Below are 15,801 nucleotides of genomic sequence, written 5' to 3'. Positions count from 1 at the left end.
CATGGCGGACGGCGCATCACGACGCTCATCGGTTCGGCTGGCAGCGGCGCTGCTGGCCGGCGTGATCGTGGCCTTCGCCGTCCTCACCTACCTCTCGTACACCGCGGCCTTCGCCTCGACCGATACCGTCACCGTCTCGGCACCACGGGCGGGCCTGGTGATGGACAAGGGCGCCAAGGTCAAGTACCGCGGCATCCAGATCGGCAAGGTCACCGGCATCGATTACTCCGGTGACCAGGCTCGGCTGACGTTGGCCATCAGCAGCGATCAGATGCACTTCGTCCCCTCCAACGCGACGGTGCACATCGCGGGCAACACCATCTTCGGCGCCAAGTCGGTCGAATTCATTCCGCCCCAAGCCCCTTCGCCGACATCCCTGCGCCCGGACGCGCACGTCGAGGCATCCGCGGTGGCGCTCGAGGTCAATACGCTGTTCCAATCGCTCATCGACCTGCTCCACAAGGTCGACCCGGTGGAGCTGAACGGCACGCTGAGCGCACTGTCCGAAGGGCTGCGTAACCGCGGCGACGACTTCGGATCGCTGCTGTCGGGGCTGAACACGCTGGCGCGCCAGGCGAATCCGAAGCTGCCCGCCCTGCAGGAGGACTTCCGCCAAGCCGGCATCGTGACCAATACCTACGCTGACGCCGCCCCCGACCTGAACACCGTCTTTTACAACCTGCCGACCATCAACCGGACGGTCGTCGACAAGCAGAAGGACCTCAACGACACGCTGCTGGCGGCGATCGGCCTGGCCAACAACGCCTACGAGACGTTGGAACCCGCCGAGCAGAACTTCATCGACGCCATCAACAGGTTGCGCGCCCCGATCAAGGTGGCCCACGACTACTCGCCCGAATTCGGCTGCTTTTTCGCCGGTGTCGAGCGCGGCATCAAGGAATTCGCCCCGCTGATCGGTGTGCGCAAGGCGGGCCTGTTCACGTCGTCCAGCTTCGTCCTGGGCGCGCCGTCGTACACGTATCCGGAATCCCTGCCGATCGTCAACGCCTCCGGGGGTCCGAACTGCCGCGGGCTGCCCGACATCCCGACCAAGCAGACCGGTGGGTCGTTCTACCGGGCGCCCTTCCTCGTCACGGACAACGCCAACATCCCGTACGAGCCGTTCACCGAGCTGCAGTTCGACGCGCCCTCCACGCTGCAGTTCCTGTTCCACGGCGCCTTCGCGGAACGGGACGACTTCTGATGGCGGTCGCGGGGATGCCGTCGCACCGGTCGATGCTGATCAAGGTCAGCATCTTCGCGGTGGCCATGATATTGGTGAGCGCGTCGCTGGTGGTGGTCTTCGGCGACTTCCGGTTCGGGCCCGAAAGTACTTACCACGCAACGTTCACCGACGTGTCGAAGCTGAAGGCCGGTCAGAAGGTTCGCATCGCCGGCGTGCCCGTCGGCTCGGTTACGGGCGTGAAGCTCAACCAGGACAACACGATCGACGTGAAGTTCGGGGTGGACAGCCGCTACACGCTGTATTCGTCGACGCGAGCGGTGATCCGATATGAAAACCTGGTCGGCGACCGCTATTTGGAGATCACCTCGGGCCCGGGGGAGCTGCGTAAGCTACCGTCCGGCGGCACGATCAACTCCCAACACACCCAGCCCGCACTGGATCTCGACGCGCTGCTGGGCGGGCTGCGGCCGCTGGTCAAGGGCCTGGACGCCGACAAGGTCAACACCATCAGCAGCGCGGTGATCCAGTTGTTGCAGGGCCAGGGCGGAGCGTTGTCGAACGTGCTGGCCGACACGAGCGCGTTCTCGTCGGCGCTGGGCCAGCGCGACCAGCTGATTGGCGACGCGATCACCAACCTCAACACCGTGTTGGGCACCGTCGACCAGAAGAGCGCGCAATTCTCGGCCAGCGTCGACCAGTTGCAGCAATTGATCACCGGGCTGGCCAAGAACAAGGACTCGATTGCGGGGGCCATCCCCCCACTGGCGTCCACCACCACGGACTTGACTGAGCTGCTGAAAAATTCGCGCCGCCCGCTGCAGGGCATCCTCGAGAACACCCGACCGCTGGCCACCGAGTTGGACAACCGCAAGGCCGAGGTGAACAACGACGTCGAGCAACTCGGCGAGGACTACCTGCGGCTGGCCGCCCTCGGCGCCTACGGGTCCTTCTTCAACATCTATTTCTGCTCGGTGACGATCAAGATCAACGGCCCGGCCGGCGGCGACATCCTGATACCGTTCGGCGGCCCGGTGGATCCCAGCAAGGGAAGGTGCGCTTTTGTCAAGTAACGCAAGGCGCGAACGCGACCCGTTGCGCACCGGCATTTTCGGTGTGGTGCTGGTGGTTTGCGTGGTGCTCATCGCGTTCGGGTACGCGGGCCTGCCGTTCTTTCCGCAAGGCAAGATGTACGACGCCTACTTCACCGATGCGGGCGGCATCAACCCGGGCAACTCCGTTTACGTGTCCGGCTTCAAGGTGGGCAAGGTGGCCTCGGTCGGCCTGGCCGGCAACAGCGCCAAGGTGACCTTCAGCGTCGACCGGCACGTCGTCGTTGGCGATCAGTCCATGGCCGCGATCCGCACCGACACCATCCTCGGTGAGCGTTCCATCGCGGTGACCCCGGCCGGCAGTGGCAAGGCGACCACAATTCCGCTGAGCCGCACGACGACGCCGTACACGCTGGCCGGCGCGCTCGAGGACCTGGGCAACAACGCCAGTAACCTGAACAAGCCGCAGTTCGAGCAGGCCTTGAACGTGCTCACCGACACGCTGCACGACGCCACGCCCGAACTGCGCGGCGCGCTGGACGGCGTGACATCGCTGTCCCGCACGCTGAACCGCCGCGACGAGGCGCTGCAGGGCCTGCTGGCACATGCGAAGTCGGTGACGGGGGTGTTGTCGCAGCGGGCCGACCAGGTCAACAAGCTGGTTGACGACGGCAACGAGTTGTTCGCCGCGCTCGACGAGCGGCGCGCCGCGATCGGCGAGTTGATCTCGGGCATCGGCGGTCTGTCGCAACAGATTTCCGGTTTTGTCGCCGACAATCGCAAGGAGTTCGGGCCGGCGCTGAGCAAGCTCAACCTGGTGCTGGCCAACCTCAACGAGCGCCGCGACTACATCACCGAGGCGCTCAAGCGGCTGCCCACCTATGCCACCGAGCTGGGTGAGGTCGTCGGCTCCGGTCCCGGGTTCAACGTGAACGTGTTCAGCGTGTTGCCCGCGCCGATGATCGCGATGGTCTTCGACTTCTTCTACCAGCCGGGCAAGCTGCCGGCCAGCCTCGCCGACTACCTGCGCGGGCTGATTCAGGAACGCTGGATCATCAGGCCGAAGTCGCCATGACGAATCGGCTCGCCGGCAGCAGGGGGCTGCGCTACGGCATCATCATCGCGCTGGTCGCGATGCTGGTGGGTGGCGTGTATGTGCTGTCGTCGCAAGGCAATAACCGGACCGTCATCGGCTACTTCACCTCGGCCGTCGGCCTGTATCCCGGCGACCAGGTCCGCATCCTCGGCGTGCCGGTCGGTTCGATCGACACGATCGAGCCGCGGCCCTCTGACGTGAAGATCGTCATGTCGGTGGCCAAGGACGTGAAGATCCCCAAAGATGCCCGGGCCGTGATCATTTCGCCGAACCTGGTGTCTGCACGGTTCATTCAGCTGACCCCGGCGTACACCGGCGGGGCGGTGCTGCCCGACGGGGGCAGCATCGACCTGAACCGCACCGGGGTGCCGGTGGAATGGGACGAGGTCAAGGAGTCCCTGACGCAGCTGGCCGTCCAGCTGGGCCCGACGACTGGATCGATGCAGGGGCCGCTTGGCAAGGCGATCAACCAGGCCGCTGACACGCTCGACGGCAAGGGCGAGTCTTTCCACAACGCGCTGCGCGAGCTCTCGCAAGTCGCGGGGCGGCTGGGGGATTCGCGCAGCGACATCTTCGGCACGGTCAAGAACCTGCAGGTGCTGGTCGACGCGCTGTCGGCGAGCAACGAACAGATCGTGCAGTTCGCGGGAAACGTGGCCTCGGTGTCGCAGGTGCTTGCCGACAGCTCGCGGCATCTGGACAACACGCTGGGCACGCTGAATCAGGCGCTCTCGGACATCCGCGGATTCCTGCACGAGAACAACTCGACGATCATCGATACGGTCAACAACCTCAATGACTTTGCGCAGACGTTGAGCGACCAGAGCGACAACATCGAGCAGGTGTTGCACGTGGCCGGCCCGGGCATCGCCAACTTCTACAACATCTACGACCCGGCGCAGGGCACCCTGAACGGTTTGTTGTCGATACCCGAATTCGCCAACCCAGTGCAGTTCATCTGCGGTGGCTCCTTCGAGACGGCCGCGGGACCGAGGGCGCCGGACTACTTCCGGCGTGCCGAGATCTGCCGCGAGCGGCTCGGCCCGGTGCTGCGCCGGCTCGCAGTTAACTACCCGCCGGTGATGTTCCACCCGCTCAACACGATCACCGCGTACAAGGGCCAGATCATCTACGACACCCCAGAGACCCAGGCCAAGGCGGCCACCCCGGTCCCGCAGCTGACCTGGATACCGGCCCAGGGCTCCCACCTCCCACCGGCCGCCGAGAACCCCGCGGATCTGCAGGCCCTGCTTGTCCCGACGGCGCCGCAGCCGGCCCCAGGTCCCCCGCCGGCCGGCCTCAGCTCCGGCGCCTCGCCTGGCCCGGCCCCCGGTCCCGGCCCGGGGAACGGCTATGGTCCGCTGCCCGGCCCCCCGCCGAGCGCACCGCCGCCGGCAAACCCGGGCGGTGGCGGATGAGGCGAATCTGGTTGCGCGGCGGCGTGTTAGCCGCCGGTAGCGCGCTGCTGGCAGGTTGCCAATTCAACGGCCTCAACTCCCTGGCGATGCCCGGCACGGCCGGCCACGGCAGCGGCGCGTATTCGATCACGGTCGAGATGCCCGACGTGGCGACGCTGCCGCAGAACTCGCCGGTGATGGTCGACGACGTCACCGTCGGCAGCGTCGCGGGCATTTCGGCCGAGCAGCGTTCCGATGGATCCTTCTACGCCGCGGTGAAGCTGGCACTGAACAAGAACGTCGTGTTGCCGGCCAATTCGACCGCGACGGTGGCCCAGACGTCGTTGCTGGGCTCGATGCACATCGACCTGGCGCGCCCCAAGGACAAGCCGGCGACCGGGCGACTCAAGGATGGCTCGAGGATCTCCGAGGCCAACACGGGCCGCTATCCGACCACCGAAGAGGTGCTCTCGGCATTGGGCGTCGTCGTCAACAAGGGCAATCTCGGTGCGCTGGAAGACATTACCGACGAGACCTATCAGGCGTTCGCGGGTCGCCAGGACCAGTTCGTCGACCTGATCCCCCGGCTCGCCGAATTGACCGCGGGGCTCAACCGGCAGACCAACGACATCATCGACGCAGTCGACGGGCTCAACCGATTCTCCGCGATCCTGGCACGCGACAAGGACAACCTGGGCCGGGCGCTGGACACGCTGCCCGAGGCCCTCCGCGTGCTCAACAAGAACCGGGACCACATCGTCGAAGCGTTCGCCGCTTTGAAGAAGCTCGCGACGGTGACCTCCCACATCCTGGCAAAAACCAAGGTGGACTTCGCCGAAGACCTCAAGGGCCTGTACTCGGTCGTCAAGGCCCTCAGCGACAACCGCAAGAACTTCGTCACCTCGCTGCAGATCCTGCTGACGTTCCCGTTCCCCAACTTCGGCATCAAGCAGGCGGTGCGCGGCGACTACCTCAACGTGTTCACCACGTTCGACCTGACACTGCGCCGGATCGGTGAGACGTTCTTCACCACGTCCTATGCACTGGATCCGAACATGATGCACATGAGCGAGGTGCTCAACCCGCCCGACTTCCTGACCGGTGAGATGGCCAACCTGTCCGGACAGGCCGCCGACCCGTTCAAGATTCCGCCCGGTACGACTTCGGGTCCCGAGGGACGGTAAGGCGGCGCGCATGATCGACAAACTCACCAAAGTCCAGCTCGGCATCTTCGCGGTGATCACCGCGATCACGCTGAGTGTTATGGCCGTCTTCTACCTGCGGCTGCCCGCCACCTTCGGCCTCGGAACGTACGTTGCCAGCGCCGATTTCGTGGCGGGGGGCGGTCTGTACAAGAACGCCAACGTCACCTACCGCGGAGTCGCGGTTGGCCGGGTGGAGTCGGTGGGCCTCAACCCCAATGGCGTCACCGCCGAAATGCGGCTCAACAGCGGCACGCCCATACCGTCGAACGTCACCGCCACCGTGAAGAGCGTCTCCGCCGTCGGTGAGCAGTACATCGACCTGGTGCCGCCGGGCAATCCGGCATCGACCAAGCTGCACAACGGATCCCGGATCGACCGGCAGAACACGCGGATCGGTCAGGACGTCGCCGACCTGTTGAAACGGGCGGAGGCACTGGTCAACAGTCTCGGGGACACCCGGTTGCGCGAACTGCTGCACGAGACCTTTATTGCGGCCAACGGGTCGGGCCCCGAGCTGGCCCGGCTGATCGAATCCGCCCGGCTCCTGGTGGACGAGGCCAACGCCAACTATCCGCAGGTCTCACAGTTGATCGATCAGGCCGGCCCGTTCCTAGAGGCCCAGATCCGCGCCGGCGCCGACGTCAAATCGCTGTCGGATGGCTTGGCGCGGTTCACTTCCGAGGTGCGCCAGGCCGACCCGCAGCTGCGCGAGACGCTGGCCACCGCCCCGGGTGCGACCGACGAGGCCAGCACCGCGTTCTCCGGGATCCGGCCGTCGTTCCCGGCGCTGGCCGCCAGCCTGGCCAACCTGGGGCGCGTCGGAGTCATCTACCACAAGTCGATCGAGCAGCTGTTGGTGGTGTTGCCGGCGCTGTTCGCGGCGATCACCACGGCCGCCGGCGGCGCCCCACAGGACGAGGGCGCCAAGCTGGACTTCAAGCTCGACCTCAACGACCCGCCCCCGTGCGCCGTCGGCTTTCTGCCCCCGCCGCTGATGCGCACACCGGCGGACGAGACGCTGCGTGAGCTGCCGAGGGACATGTATTGCAAGACGGCACAGAACGATCCGAGCACCGTCCGCGGCGCCCGCAACTACCCGTGCCAGGAGTTCCCCGGCAAGCGCGCGCCGACGGTCCAGCTCTGCCGCGACCCGAAAGGCTACGTTCCGGTCGGCCGCAACCCGTGGCGCGGCCCGCCGGTGCCGTACGACACCCCGGTGACAAACGGGTTGAACGTGTTGCCGCCCAACAAGTTCCCGTACATCCCACCGGGTGCCGAACCCGATCCGGGCACACCGATCGTCGGGCCGCCCCCGCCGGGAGTGGTGCCCGGGCCCGGCCCGTTGCCGAATCACCAGCCGGCCTACGACCCGCCGCCCCCGAACGACACCCTGCCGCCGCCGGGCAACCCGTCGTGGCACCCGCCCGGTGTCCCACCGGTGCCGCCGATGCTTCCCTATCCCAAGTGGCTTCCACCGCCGGCACCTCCGGAGGGCATCAACCCGCCGCCGGCGGGGCCGGGACCGGAGAAGCCGTGGGGGCCGCCGCAGGGTCCGCCGCCGCAGGCCAGCGGCCCGGCCTACACCACCTATGACCAGCGCACCGGAGCGTTTGTGGACCCGGCCGGCGGGACTGGTACGTTCGCGGCCGGCGCCAGCGGCGCCTCCAGCGCCGAGAACTGGGTGGACCTGATGCTTGATCCGAGGCCGATGTAGTGGGCCCAGAAGTGCCAGAAACGACGACCCGGCGAGTGCGTCGCCGCGCTTCGCGTGCGGCGGGGCCGGCCAAGGGCGAGGCGCGCGAGGCCGCTCCGGTCAAGGTCGACGTGCCGGCCTCACCGAAGCCGGCGGCGAAACCCACCGCAACCCTGAAGCCGGTCAAGCCGCCGCCGCGGCGCCGGCCGAACCGGCGCCTGGTGCTGTGGACGTCGTTCGCCGCTGCGCTGGTGGCGGTCGGCGCGCTGACCGCCTGCCTGGTCGTGCTGCTCGTCCAGCAGCGGCACGCCGACGCGGCGCAGGCGCGCGATCAGCGCTTCGTCGACACCGCCACGCAGACGGTGGTCAACATGTTCAGCTACAAGCAGGACAACATCGACGAGAGCGTGAACCGGTTCTACGACGGCACCAGCGGCCCGCTGCGCGGAATGCTGGGCGCCAACAACAACATCGAGAACCTCAAGGGGCTGTTCCGCTCCACCAATGCGACGTCCGAGGCCGTCGTCAACGGTGCCGCGCTGGAGGGCGTCGATTCGGTCACCGACAACGCGTCGGTGCTGGTGTCGGTGCGGGTCACGGTCGCCGATATCGACGGGACGAACAAGCCGTCCATGCCGTATCGGTTGCGCGTGATCGTGCACGAGGACGAGCAAGGGCGGATGACCGGCTACGACCTGAAGTACCCGGACGGGGGTAACTGATGCGGTGGCTGATCGCCGTCGCGGGCTCCCTGCTGGTTGCCGCCTTCGTCGGACTGTCCGCGGCGGCCGGTTGGTTCTACTGGGAGCGGGCGCAGACGCGTGGCGAGGCGGCCGCTCGGGCAGTGTTGCCGGGGCTGGCCGCCAAGGAGATACCCGAGGTCTTCGCCTACGACTACCAGACCGTCGAACGCAGCCTCACGGCCGCGTACCCGTTGCTGACGCCCGCCTATCGCCAGGAGTTCCAGAAGAGCGCCAACGCGCAGATCATTCCGGAGGCCAAGAAGCGTGAGGTCGTCGTCCAGGCCAATGTCGTTGGCGTGGGCGTCATGTCCGCCAAGCGCGATTCGGCGTCGGTGATGGTGTATCTGAACCGCACCGTGACCGACAAATCACGGCAGCCGCTCTACGACGGCAGCCGGTTACGGGTCGACTTCACCAAAGTCGGCAAGCAATGGCTGATCGCCTACATCACACCGATCTAGGCGCCCACAGTTGCGCTGGCGTGACTCTCGGCCGTGGGGCAACAGGCCAACGCTCAGAAGCACATCGCAATGTCGTTGCACCGCAACGGATAACGCTCGATCGGGCTGGGCGGAGGGCCGGCGAGCGCCAACGAAAACGGCTGCTTGCTCATCGCCGATTCTAGGCCGCACTCCGGGCCATGCAGGCTGGTGTGCGTGCCGGTGAGCGTCTCGTCGTCGAACGCATAGGTTTCGGTGGATGCCGCGGTGCCGCCGCCCGGGCATGAAACGCCGTCGGCAATGTCGACTTTGAAGGTCCAGCGTTGGCTCACCAGCCGGGCCCTGCCGCTGAAGTTCTGCAGTTTGTCCTGCCGGCTGATCCGTTCGTCGGTCGAGCTCACGATGTTCAGGGCGCAAAAGTCCGCCATGATGTCCGGGTTGGAATAGTCCTTGTAGTAGCGGCTTCCGTTCACCTGATCGCACAGCGCTGTGATCGTCCAGGTCGCCCCGGAGACTCCCGCCTGGTTGAAGGAGTAATTGCCGTCCGGTGGCGGCGCGACGGCACCGGCCGGTTCGCCCGATTCCAGCGCGATCCCGAGTGCGACGGCCGAGCAGATGCCCGCGCCGGCGGCCAGGCCACGACGGAGCTTCATGACGTTCCTCCCTCTACGCTGCATCGAGTATCACAGCGTTTGGGCGGCAGCACCATGGCTACTTCCCGTCTTGCGGATGCGACTCGGCGAGCGCGTCGAGGAACGAGCGCGCCCAGCGGTCCACGTCGTGGGCGAGCACCTGCCGTCGCAGCGCGCGCATGCGGCGCCGTCCCTCCTCGGGGGACTGGTTGAGCGCCGCTTCGATCACGTCCTTGACGCCGTCGGTGTCGTGCGGATTCACCAGGTAGGCCTGTCGGAGTTCGGCTGCGGCACCGGTGAATTCGGACAGGACCAGCGCGCCGCCGAGATCGCTGCGGCAGGCGACGTACTCCTTGGCCACCAGGTTCATCCCGTCGCGCAGCGGGGTCACCAGCATGACGTCACTGGCCACGAAGAACGCGATGAGCTCGTCGCGGGGGACGGGCCGATGCAGGTAGTGCACAACCGGATGACCCACCTCGGCGTATTCGCCGTTGATGTGGCCGACCTCGCGCTCGATGTCGTTGCGCAGGATCTGGTAGCTCTCCACGCGTTCGCGGCTGGGTGTCGCCAGCTGAACCAGCACGGTGTCGTCGCGTTTCGCGCGGCCCTCGGCGAGCAGCTCCGAAAACGCCTTCAGCCGAACGTCGATGCCCTTGGTGTAGTCCAGCCGGTCGACGCCGAGCAGGATCTTGCGCGGGTTGCCGAGCTCGGCGCGGATCTCCCGCGCGCGGCGGCGCACGTCGCGTTCGCGGGCGGCATGGTCAAGCGCGGCGGAGTCGATCGAGATCGGAAAGGCGCCCACCCGCACGATGCGGGACGGCAGCTCTACCTCGCCGAATCGCGACCGCACCCCGACGGCGCCGCGCGAGGTGTTGGCCCCGATCAGCTGCCGGGACAGGAACAGAAAATTCTGCGCACCGCCGGGCAGGTGGAAGCCGACCAGGTCGGCCCCGAGCAGGCCCTCGACGATCTCGGTGCGCCACGGCAGCTGCATGAACAGCTCCACCGGCGGGAACGGGATGTGCAGGAAGAAACCGATGGTGAGGTCGGGCCGCAGTTCGCGCAGCATCTTGGGAACCAGCTGCAGCTGGTAGTCCTGCACCCACACGATCGCCCCGCGGGCCGCGGCGCGCGACGTGGCCTCGGCGAAGCGGCGGTTGACGTCGACGTAGCGGTCCCACCATTCGCGGTGGTAGATCGGTTTGACGATGACGTCGTGGTACAGCGGCCACAGCGTGGCGTTGGAGAAGCCCTCGTAGTACTCGGCGACGTCGTCGGAGGTCAGCCGCACGGGGTGCAGATGGAGTTCGTCCTGGACGACCGGCGCGTAATCCAGTTCGTCGTCGTCATCGGCGACCCCCGGCCACCCGACCCACGCGCCGCTCCGGCGCCGCAGCAGCGGCTCGAGGGCCGTGACCAAGCCGCCGGGGCTGCGTTTCCAGGCGGTGCTGCCGTCGGGAAGACGCTCGAGGTCAACCGGTAGCCGATTGGCCACCACTACGAAATCGGAATTGCCGAATTGCTGGCCCCCGCTGGGAGTCATTTACGTGTCGTGTTTTGCAGGTCCGATACCGAGCATGGAGAGGAACACGCGGCACTCGTCGGCGTCGTTCGCGTACGCGGCGACCACCCGCCTGGCCTGGCTCGCGGTGCTGTCGGCCAGGGGCTCCACGTCGCCGAGTTCGCCAGGATCAGATTTCGTAGGCATAAGACAACTGTAGGCGACGTCGATATTCGTCCGCAGGCGTCTCAGACGGGCGACCGACCCATGCGCGCTGTCGTCGCTGGTCAGGCCAGATCCCATCGCGCTGTGGGAAGCGCGTCCGGCGGTGCCGCGCCCCCTGGGGATCGACGTCTTCGGCGGTGGCCGTAATCTGCAGAGAGTCGGCCCGGCATTTACGGATCGACCCCAAGTTGTAACGGAGCCCAATGACCCCGATGACTAAAGGTAGGTGGGCGGAATGACACTCTCCGACCAAGCTGGCACTCAAGCGACCGACGCCGAACAGCTGGTGGCCTATGAAACCCTCGACGACGGGCGCATCGCCCGGATCTGGCTCAACCGGCCCGAGGCCCACAACGCGCAGAGCCGCGGCCTGCTCGTGCAGCTCGACGAGGCGTTCCTGCGCGCCGAGGCCGACGACACCGTGCGGGTGGTGATCCTGGCGGCGCGCGGCAAGAACTTCTCCGCCGGCCACGACCTGGGCTCGGAGTTGGCGATCGCCGAGCGCAGCCAGCTGCCGAGCTTCCGCATCAATGGCGGCACCCGCGATCCCATCGCGGAGAAGATCTATCTCCAGGAGTGGCACTACTTCTTCCAGAACACGTGCCGCTGGCGCGATTTGCGCAAGATCACCATCGCCCAGGTGCAGGGCAACGCGATTTCGGCCGGGCTGATGCTGATCTGGGCCTGCGACTTGATCGTCGCGGCCGACAACGCGAAGTTCAGCGACGTCGTGGCGGTGCGGTTGGGGATGCCGGGCGTCGAATATTACGCCCACCCTTGGGAATTCGGGCCGCGCAAGGCCAAGGAGCTGCTGTTGACCGGTGATGCGCTGGACGCCGAGGAGGCCTACCGGTTGGGCATGGTGTCGAAGGTGTTCCCGGTCGACGAGCTGGCGGAAAAGACGCTGGAGTTCGCCCGGCGCATCGCCGACCGGCCCACGATGGCGGCGCTGCTCGTCAAGGACTCGGTGAACGCGGCCTCCGACGCGATGGGATTCACCGAGGCGCTGCGGCACGCGTTCCATATTCACGAGCTGGGCCACGCGCACTGGGCCGCCCACAACGAGAACAGGTACGCGGTCGGCCTGCCACCCGACGTCGAGGACTGGCGCGACGCGAAGCCCACGCAGATCGCCCGCCGCGATACGCCCTAGCGTGACCCGTGTGGCGGCTGTGACCGCTCGCCTATGCTAGAACCCGTTTCAGTTTCGGCATGAGAGGCGCGGCGTGCAGCTTTCTTTCGTAAACCGGACGTACCTGGTGACCGGTGGTGGCAGCGGCATCGGTAAGGGCGTCGCCGCCGGGTTGGTCGCGGCCGGCGCCTCCGTCATGATCGTCGGGCGTAACGCCGACCGGCTGGCGGCCGCGGTCCAAGAGATCGAGGTGCTCAAGGCGAGCGGCGCGATCCGCTATGAGCCGGCCGACATCACGAACGAGGAGGAGGCCGCCCGCGCGGTGGACGCCGCGACGGCCTGGCATGGCCGGCTGCACGGGGCGGTGCATTGCGCGGGCGGGTCGGAGACCATCGGGCCGATCACCCAGATCGACTCGGAGGCGTGGCGGCGCACGGTCGACCTCAACGTGAACGGCACCATGTATGTGCTCAAGCACGCCGCACGCGAATTGGTGCGCGGCGGCGGCGGTTCCTTCGTCGGGATCTCGTCGATCGCCGCCAGCAACACCCATCGGTGGTTCGGCGCCTACGGCGTCACCAAGTCGGCCGTCGACCACATGATGCAACTGGCCGCCGACGAACTCGGCCCGTCGTGGGTGCGGGTCAACAGCGTCCGCCCCGGCCTGATCCGCACGGATCTCGTTGTGCCCATTACGGAATCACCAGAGCTGAGCGCCGACTACCGGCAGTGCACGCCACTGCCCCGGGTGGGTGAGGTCGAGGACGTCGCCAACCTCGTGATGTTCTTGCTCAGCGATGCCGCCAGCTGGATCACCGGGCAGTGCATCAACGTCGACGGCGGCCACATCCTGCGGCGCGGCCCCGATTTCTCCGCGATGCTAGAACCCGCCTTCGGCGCCGAGGGGCTACGCGGGGTGGTCTGAGCTGCCCGCGTCGCGGGCGGCCAGCGCGGCGAGCGCCGACCAGTCCAGGTGCCCGCCGCCCATTGCGACCAGGGTGAGGAAGCGGTCCCTCAGCAGGCTGGCCACCGGCAGCGGCACCTCCAGCTGCTCGCCGGCGGCGAGCACCAGCCGGACGTCCTTGAGACCCAGCCGGGCCGCGAACCCGGCCGGCTCGAACTCCTGCCGCGCGATCAGCCCGCCGTAGGTCCGATACGCCGGCGCGGCGAATAGCGTCGAGGTGAGGATGTCGACGTACTGCTGGCGGTCGACGCCGGCCTTCGCGACCAGCGCGACGGCCTCGCTGATGCTCTCGATCGCCGACGCGATCAGGAAGTTCCCGCTCAGCTTGACCAGGTTGGCGGTGTGCGGCTGCTCGGACACCACGAACGTCCGCTGCCCGATCGCGTCGAACAGCTCCGACAACGGTTGCAACACCTCCGGGGCGCCCGCCGCGATGACGAAAAGCTTTGCCGCGGAAGCGGCTTCGGGCCTGCCGAACACCGGGGCGGCGGCGTACCGCTGACCGGCCTCGGCGTGCGCGGCCGCCAGTCGTTCCGAGAGGGCGACGCTGATCGTGCTCGACGACACGTGCGTGGCTCCCGCTGCCAGCGACGCGACGATGCCGTCGGGTCCGAGCGCGACGGCCTCGACGGCCGGGTCGTCGGACAGCATCGTGAACACCACGTCGCCACGGCTGGCCTCGGCGACGCTGCGTGCCGCCGTCGCGCCCTGCCGGACGAGGGCTTCCGCCTTGTCGGGGGACCGGTTGTAGACGGTGACCCGGTGGCCGGCCTTCATCAAATTCGCGGCCATGCCCTGACCCATGTTGCCCAGCCCGATGAATCCAATGTCCATGCGTCTAGCCTGCCTGCCGGGGCCGCTCTTTACCATGATGGCCTGGCCAACCGACGGGAGAAGCAATGAAGCGACTCGAGGGCAAGAGGATCCTGGTGACCGGCGCCGCGTCCGGGATCGGCCAGGCCACCGCGCTGCGATTGCTCGATGAGGGTGCTGCTGTGGTGGCCTCCGATGTCGCAGAGGACGGCCTGGCCGCCACCCTGGCCAGTGCGGAGCAGGCCGGAACCGCCGGGCGGCTCACCACCATGCCGATGGACGTCGGCGACGAGGGCTCGGTGATCGACGGCGTCCGCCTGGCCGTCCAGACGCTCGACGGCCTGGATTCGCTCGTCAACGCGGCCGGCATCTTGCGCGCCGCGCACACCCACGAGACCAGCCTCGAACTGTGGAACCGGATCGTCGGGATCAACCTCACGGGCACGTTTCTCGCGGTCCGCGAGGCGCTTCCGGCGCTGCTGGGCAATCCGCGCAGCGCCATCGTGAACTTCAGCTCCACGTCGGCCTCGTTCGCCCATCCCTACATGGCGGCCTACGCGGCGAGCAAGGGCGGCATCCAGGCCTTCACCCATTCGCTGGCGCTCGAATACGCCAAGGACGGCCTGCGCGCGGCGTGCGTGGCGCCCGGAAGCATCAAGTCCGGAATCACCGACGCGACAGTGGGATACATCCCCAAAGACGCTGACTGGTCGCTGTTTCCGCGGCTCATGCCGATCCTGCCGACGACCGTCGAATCCAGCGGCGCCGGCATGGCCGAGCCCAGCGCGATCGCCGGTGTCATCGCCATGCTGGTGTCCGACGACGGCGCCTGGATCACCGGCACCGAGATCCGCATCGACGGCGGAACCCACGCGTAATTGGCTGCCTGATCGCGGCTAGTTAACGCACGGCACGCCGCCGGCAGCCATCGGCTTTCCTTGATCGGGCGTCGGATACGTGGTCGTCGTGCCGTTGTAGTAGTAGGTGTTCGACTTGCTGGTCGTCGTCGTGGTGGTGGTGTCGTCCATGGCGGTCTCGTCCTGAGCCGGCATCGAGAAGTTGGTGTCCACGGTCACCCTGATGTGCCCGGGCTGGATCGTGGGGTTCGGCTGCTTGGGCGCGTCGAGCCCGAGCAGTGTCGCCACGTTGTTCGCATCGGTTTCCGCGCCGGCGCCGTACTCGATGGTGGTGGCGGTCGGTTCGCCCGAATTGCGGTCGCGCACTTGGCCCGCGGTGTATCCGCGCTTCTTCAGCGCGCGGGACACCTCGCTTGCCATCCCGCTCATGGCGCCCGCGTTGATCACGTCGACGACGGTGGACGGGCTGGGTTTGGCGGCGGTGGTGGCGGCCGTGGTCGACGGCGGGGGCGCCCCGATCGCCTCGGCCACCTCGGCCTTGATCGCCGCCGGGTCGATGATGTTGACGTCCTGCCCGTCGATGTTGTCGTAACGCACCACCGGCAGCAGGCGTTCCTCTCGTCGGTCATGCAGGAGTTGCAGGCGTCGGGCACCTTCACCAACCTGGACAAGCTCAAGAGCCTGATGGCGGTGGCGCGCAAAGACGTTGTGCTGTCGGGGGGTTGGGACGAGGACCTGATCCAGCGACTGGGCTCGCTCGCGTCCAGCGGCAACCTCGAATTCCGGACGCTGCCGGTGGTGCGTTACGACAACATCGACGGGCAGGACGTCAACATCATCGACCCGGCGGCGATCAAGGCCGAGG

At 67.3% G+C, this 15,801-nt stretch carries 15 protein-coding genes and 2 pseudogenes; 12 read left to right on the top strand and 5 right to left on the bottom strand.

Annotation, left to right across the window (positions count from 1 at the left end; all coding sequences use genetic code 11):
- Position 1 precedes the first annotated feature (1 nt).
- From A5706_RS21770 to A5706_RS21735, 8 genes are read left to right on the top strand one after another with little or no spacing between them, the layout of a single operon-like run.
- Positions 2–1,204 carry an MCE family protein gene (locus A5706_RS21770; RefSeq protein ID WP_068135161.1) on the top strand — a complete coding sequence of 401 codons (1,203 nt, stop codon included), beginning with the start codon at positions 2–4 and terminating at the stop codon, positions 1,202–1,204.
- A complete protein-coding gene (locus tag A5706_RS21765) occupies positions 1,204–2,256 on the top strand; it encodes an MCE family protein (RefSeq protein ID WP_068135158.1) in 1,053 nt (350 codons plus the stop codon). The genes A5706_RS21770 and A5706_RS21765 overlap by 1 nt, the downstream gene beginning before the upstream one ends.
- Entirely contained in the window at positions 2,246–3,310 is a 1,065-nt protein-coding gene (locus tag A5706_RS21760; RefSeq protein ID WP_068135155.1) for a virulence factor Mce family protein, read from the top strand. Before A5706_RS21765 ends, A5706_RS21760 begins: the two co-directional genes overlap by 11 nt.
- Entirely contained in the window at positions 3,307–4,749 is a 1,443-nt protein-coding gene (locus A5706_RS21755) for a virulence factor Mce family protein (protein ID WP_068135152.1), read from the top strand. Before A5706_RS21760 ends, A5706_RS21755 begins: the two co-directional genes overlap by 4 nt.
- A complete protein-coding gene (locus A5706_RS21750) occupies positions 4,746–5,912 on the top strand; it encodes a virulence factor Mce family protein (protein WP_068135149.1) in 1,167 nt (388 codons plus the stop codon). The genes A5706_RS21755 and A5706_RS21750 overlap by 4 nt, the downstream gene beginning before the upstream one ends.
- Positions 5,913–5,922: 10 nt before the next feature.
- Positions 5,923–7,647 carry a virulence factor Mce family protein gene (locus tag A5706_RS21745; RefSeq protein WP_068135148.1) on the top strand — a complete coding sequence of 575 codons (1,725 nt, stop codon included), beginning with the start codon at positions 5,923–5,925 and terminating at the stop codon, positions 7,645–7,647.
- Positions 7,647–8,348 (top strand): mammalian cell entry protein, encoded by a 702-nt coding sequence (locus A5706_RS21740; RefSeq protein ID WP_197517931.1) that lies wholly within the window; start codon positions 7,647–7,649, stop codon positions 8,346–8,348. The genes A5706_RS21745 and A5706_RS21740 overlap by 1 nt, the downstream gene beginning before the upstream one ends.
- Positions 8,348–8,830, top strand: coding sequence for a mammalian cell entry protein (locus tag A5706_RS21735; RefSeq protein ID WP_068135145.1), 483 nt, complete (start codon positions 8,348–8,350; stop codon positions 8,828–8,830). The genes A5706_RS21740 and A5706_RS21735 overlap by 1 nt, the downstream gene beginning before the upstream one ends.
- 53 nt (positions 8,831–8,883) lie before the next feature.
- On the opposite strand, the gene A5706_RS21730 is transcribed toward A5706_RS21735, so the two are convergent.
- Genes A5706_RS21730 through A5706_RS33185 form a run of 3 tightly spaced genes read right to left on the bottom strand, consistent with a single transcriptional unit; the run spans position 8,884 to position 11,152 of the window.
- Entirely contained in the window at positions 8,884–9,462 is a 579-nt protein-coding gene (locus A5706_RS21730; RefSeq protein ID WP_068135143.1) for a hypothetical protein, read from the bottom strand.
- 58 nt (positions 9,463–9,520) lie between these two features.
- On the bottom strand, positions 9,521–10,987 hold the full coding sequence (locus tag A5706_RS21725; protein ID WP_068135140.1) for a trehalose-6-phosphate synthase: 1,467 nt from the start codon (positions 10,985–10,987) through the stop codon (positions 9,521–9,523).
- Positions 10,988–11,152: a hypothetical protein gene (locus tag A5706_RS33185; RefSeq protein ID WP_142281923.1), complete on the bottom strand. Its 165-nt coding sequence runs from the start codon at positions 11,150–11,152 to the stop codon at positions 10,988–10,990.
- Positions 11,153–11,405: 253 nt separating this feature from the next.
- On the opposite strand from A5706_RS33185, the gene A5706_RS21720 reads away from it, so the two are divergent.
- Both A5706_RS21720 and A5706_RS21715 read left to right on the top strand, forming a co-directional pair.
- Positions 11,406–12,323, top strand: a complete 918-nt coding sequence (locus A5706_RS21720; RefSeq protein ID WP_068135137.1) for an enoyl-CoA hydratase — start codon at positions 11,406–11,408, stop codon at positions 12,321–12,323.
- Between the two features lie 73 nt (positions 12,324–12,396).
- The gene (locus tag A5706_RS21715) at positions 12,397–13,227 is read left to right on the top strand and encodes an SDR family oxidoreductase (RefSeq protein ID WP_068107774.1); all 831 of its coding nucleotides are present in this window, start codon (positions 12,397–12,399) and stop codon (positions 13,225–13,227) included.
- Here the strand turns inward: A5706_RS21715 and A5706_RS21710 are convergent.
- The gene (locus A5706_RS21710) at positions 13,210–14,100 is read right to left on the bottom strand and encodes an NAD(P)-dependent oxidoreductase (protein ID WP_068135135.1); all 891 of its coding nucleotides are present in this window, start codon (positions 14,098–14,100) and stop codon (positions 13,210–13,212) included. The genes A5706_RS21715 and A5706_RS21710 overlap by 18 nt on opposite strands.
- A 65-nt stretch (positions 14,101–14,165) precedes the next feature.
- Between A5706_RS21710 and A5706_RS21705 the strand changes: the two genes are divergently transcribed.
- Positions 14,166–14,957, top strand: coding sequence for an SDR family NAD(P)-dependent oxidoreductase (locus tag A5706_RS21705; RefSeq protein WP_068135133.1), 792 nt, complete (start codon positions 14,166–14,168; stop codon positions 14,955–14,957).
- An 18-nt stretch (positions 14,958–14,975) separates the two neighbouring features.
- Here the strand turns inward: A5706_RS21705 and A5706_RS21700 are convergent.
- Positions 14,976–15,554: pseudogene (locus A5706_RS21700) on the bottom strand (LytR C-terminal domain-containing protein); the annotation flags it as partial.
- 9 nt (positions 15,555–15,563) lie between these two features.
- Here A5706_RS21700 and A5706_RS34485 point away from each other — a divergent pair.
- Positions 15,564–15,801, top strand: a pseudogene (locus A5706_RS34485) (LytR family transcriptional regulator); the annotation flags it as partial.

It is taken from the genome of Mycobacterium sp. E796, from assembly GCF_001672815.1.
Lineage (GTDB): Bacteria > Actinomycetota > Actinomycetes > Mycobacteriales > Mycobacteriaceae > Mycobacterium.
This window is presented reverse-complemented; position numbering and strand designations above follow the sequence as displayed.